A 4146-nucleotide genomic window follows, 5' to 3' on the forward strand; every position below is an offset into this window, starting at 1 on the left:
AAATGAGTATCTTTTGAAAAAGTTCAACATTATGCGTTAGCGATTAGAAATCGCCTTGGATTATTTCCCTGAGTAGTGACATTGGAATCCAATGTCACTGGGACCGTAGAACTTATCCAAGAGCACTTACTATCAGAAGAATCCCTGCATCCACGAACAGACAACTTAATTTCGTAATTACCTCGAGGCAACGTATCCAAATTCCACACAGCCAATGTCGTTGCCAGGGAACTCACTAGTTTATTCATGGACACAATTCCATCTGAATGCCATTCCGATGAAGAACTGTCAGTATTTTTCCATTCTACTTTATATTCCGCTGTCTGAACATTTCCATTCGGAACAACAGGATCCGGAGCAATACCTTTTATTTGAACCACATTACCCGTAATAGGAGCTGTCCCCGACGAAGGATAAACAATAGTCGGATAACGATGGCCTACACTGAACGCATCACTGTTCATGCCGAAGTTTCCTGCTTCATCAAAACACCCCACCTGCGCCGCGTACTGACCATCTCCAAAAACCATCCCGGAATTTTTCATGGAATACGGAATTCTAACAATATCAGTATCAACAACAGCTACGGAGCCTATACTCGTCCATTCGCTGGAAGTACTTCCATCAGAAAGTCGCTGATAACAAGTTATTGTTGAACGATTTTCTGCAACATCAGAATGTTGAGACACATATACATTGGCAGAATCCACATCAGCTGTAGACGCATAAACAGGTTCCCCAGTCACAACCTGATTTACAGAAGGTGCAGTACGGTCAATTCTGATTTTTTTCGGCAATTCTATGACTTCCGTTTTATTGCCAGCAGCGTCAGCCATCATAACGGACACAGTATAATTGCCATCAGGCAACTGTTGCGCCAACGGCTCTATAAACTCAAACGTAGAAGTACTCTTAAAATCACAATCTCTCACGAAACTTCTAGAAATAGAATGTCCAACATCATTAAAGAATATCTGAACACGAACAGAATCATTTTGCATATTTGCGTCAACATTCTTCAAAGAGAAAGTAAGTTTCACCAACTCTGCATCATTGTATACCGGGACGCTCCCTTGCGTACGAGACCATACCGGAACCCCGAACATCGCAAAGAATGTCGTATCGGCAACACTACCGACAACAACCGAGGTCGTATCCAATTCCGGCTTTTTCTTATCAATGTAAATTTCACTACTTACGGTTGTATCATTTATATGAGCCTTGAACGATCCATCAGTATTCAGAATTTTTTTCCAGGAATTTCGCAAAGCAACAGAATCCCCAACAACAAAGCTATCTAAAACAGCAACCATATCATAACTTGGCACCGCAAAATCTACAGCTTGCACATAGATTGTAGCCTTTCCTTGAGGCAAAGAATCACCTCTGCCATTCCAATTGAAATCGTACATAGTTGAGCCTATTCCATAATTATGGAACAGGAATATCGTATCCCTACTTTCAGACACAACAAATCCACGAATAGCACGCAATGCTGATGTATCAGCGCTATTGTCAACTTCAGCCCATACGCCATCACGATCAGTCCCCGTCAAATGAGATTTGAAAAGTACAAGAGATATATTCGGAGCCTTCGTATCCACACAAACTCTAACCCGCATAGCATAATCATTTTCTTGCGAAGAATTGCGACTTTTAGTTTTCAATTTCCAAAGAAGAACATACTCACCATCTTCCAGGCTGTTTTTTGTCAAGAAATCATCACCGAGATTATTGGAAATTCTCCACTTTTGCTCCCATTCCTCCTTATCATTTCCTAGCGAATCCTTATACACACTTTTTAATGAATTCCGCGTCGGTTGTACGGTAGACTTTAAATTTGACACAACTTCTTGATAGCCACTAGCCGTAGCTTTCAACAAAGACAAAGTACCATCTGTGAAATCATAAGGATCACCAAGATTACTAGCATTAAAGAAAACCTCGTTCAAATTAGAAACAACCTGAAGATCCTTCGGGAAACCCTCTCGAAGATAAGGTAAAGTAGATTGGTAATAGAACGAGAACTGCGAATATCCATTTAAACCCAAATTATTGGTCAATGAGATTGTAACCGTATTGGGACCTTCTTGCTGAACCTTGTTAAAGGCAATTGTTTCAGCAACCGATTTACCTTCATTGAATTTTTCAACAATGTCCTTCGGACGGAAAACAAATAGTCCATTTGCATCCACTACCGGTCTATATGTAGAAGTTACAGTTTTCTGTGTACCTCCAGCTCTTGCAATTTCTATTCTCCATACTCCAGTTGTAGAACGAGTAAAATAGAACTGAACATCAGTATTGAAATCTATTTTTATTTCCTTAATTAAATCTGGACGCAAATCATCGATCTGGAAACGATATTCTTGCAATTCATCAGTAACCGTAATGGCAGGAAGATTCTTGTAAGAGATTCTCCTAACAAATTTGTCATTTCCTGCATTTTCGTAACTTAAATATTTGATAGATAACGAACGATAATCATTTAAAGTCTTAAGTCCGTTATCCTTATAAGAGTCTATTTCCTCCTCGTAAGGATAGATTTTTGAAGGTTCAAGGCTATCTTCAACCACGCCTAACCTGCCAGCAAGCACAGACTTCAATTGTACGTAATTTGAAATTTCAGGAACAGCCGGTCCACTATCCGATGTTACATAAAACATCATTGGCAACATACGCGTTCCATCAACTGAGGAATCCACCACCGATTGCAAACTTATATATGGATTTTCATAAAGCATTGAATCCATACCAGTAATACCGCCGGAATTCTTAACAAGAGAAGCCTTTAAAGCCATTACATCTGACGCTCTCAATGCACTATGTCTATCATTTAGTTTCGCGGATTCAGCCGCAATATCGGCCATAAAAGCCATATTTGTCCCCATTCGAGCCACTTGACATGCTTTTTCTAAAGCAACACCATAGGCAGGAATCAATTTAACCCCCATACATGTAACATCAAGAATTTCATCAACCAACTCCCGATTAGAAGATACGGCACCTATTTCCACAAGGCCAGACTTATAACTAGCGTAATACGAATCCATATTAGAATTTACATGTAATGGAAAACCTCTTCGCAAAATATCCGAATTTGAGAACAAAGTCACACTACCGCCATACGAACTATTTGTCGGAATATCATAAGTTCCTTGATCAAAGAAATTTATTGAATACTGAATCAATCCCTGAGCCAATTTCTTTTGGCCACTATAGGTACAATCTTCTGTGTAATCTTTTCCAACAAGATTTGTTACATTACCATAGGTCAGCGGATTCATCAAAGAAAGGCCTGAAGCACAATTATCACTAGCAAGTTTCATGCCGTCATATTTAGGAGAATAGGAAGAGGCAAAAGTTGAAACAATGTCGTCTTGAAGCGTTGGAGGAAGGAAATTTTCCATGACAGCAATAAAATCAACAAGCCATTGCGGAAGATCATCTATTTTCTCACCCAAATCTATTTTCTCAAAAAGGAAACCAAGAACTTGCTGGCTAGCCCAGCCTACTCCCGCTCCAACGCCTTTTTTCACCCATCCATTCATATTATTTTGAACAAGTTTTCTTACTTTATCCGACAGTCCATCAATTCCTTTCAAAATGCTAGAATGTTCTTCAAAATTCTGATTCTCAAATTGCCACATTTCATCAAAATTCGGTGTAGAAAGCAAATTATCAGTTATTCCCGTAAGAACTTCCGAAAGATTGTCAGAAATTTTTGATGCAATAATAGTATCAATTTTAGCACTATCAATCATTATTGTTTTGACTACATTTGTCGCCTGTTTCACAATAATATCGTTCAACGTAGACTTGTTGATATGATACTTTTTCTGGAAAAGATAATCGGTGCGCATACGGCGGCCATTTCCTACACTCGGCATGCCGTAAGAATACGTCAAACGGAACATAGGCTTATCATAAGTGGTAATCATATCATAAGAATTCAAAAGTTGTGTACGACCAATAAGAGTATCAACATCTCCCTCACCTAATTTTGCAATGGATGGTTTATATTTTTCATCCCTTTTATCAGCATCTTGCGCCAAATACCACAAAACACCATCATCGAACTCGTAATCATTCCCGAATTCTATTTGCAAATGCATAATCCGAGCGGAATCTGAAGGATGCAAAAAA

Annotated in this window: 1 protein-coding gene; it reads right to left on the reverse strand. The window is 39.0% G+C overall.

Annotated features, from left to right (window positions below; genetic code table 11):
- Nucleotides 1–29: 29 nt before the first annotated feature.
- The gene (locus B7992_RS16055; protein WP_141100515.1) at nucleotides 30–4109 is read right to left on the reverse strand and encodes a hypothetical protein; all 4080 of its coding nucleotides are present in this window, start codon (nucleotides 4107–4109) and stop codon (nucleotides 30–32) included.
- Nucleotides 4110–4146 lie beyond the last annotated feature (37 nt).

It is taken from the genome of Fibrobacter sp. UWH1, from assembly GCF_002210365.1.
Taxonomy (GTDB): Bacteria; Fibrobacterota; Fibrobacteria; order Fibrobacterales; family Fibrobacteraceae; genus Fibrobacter.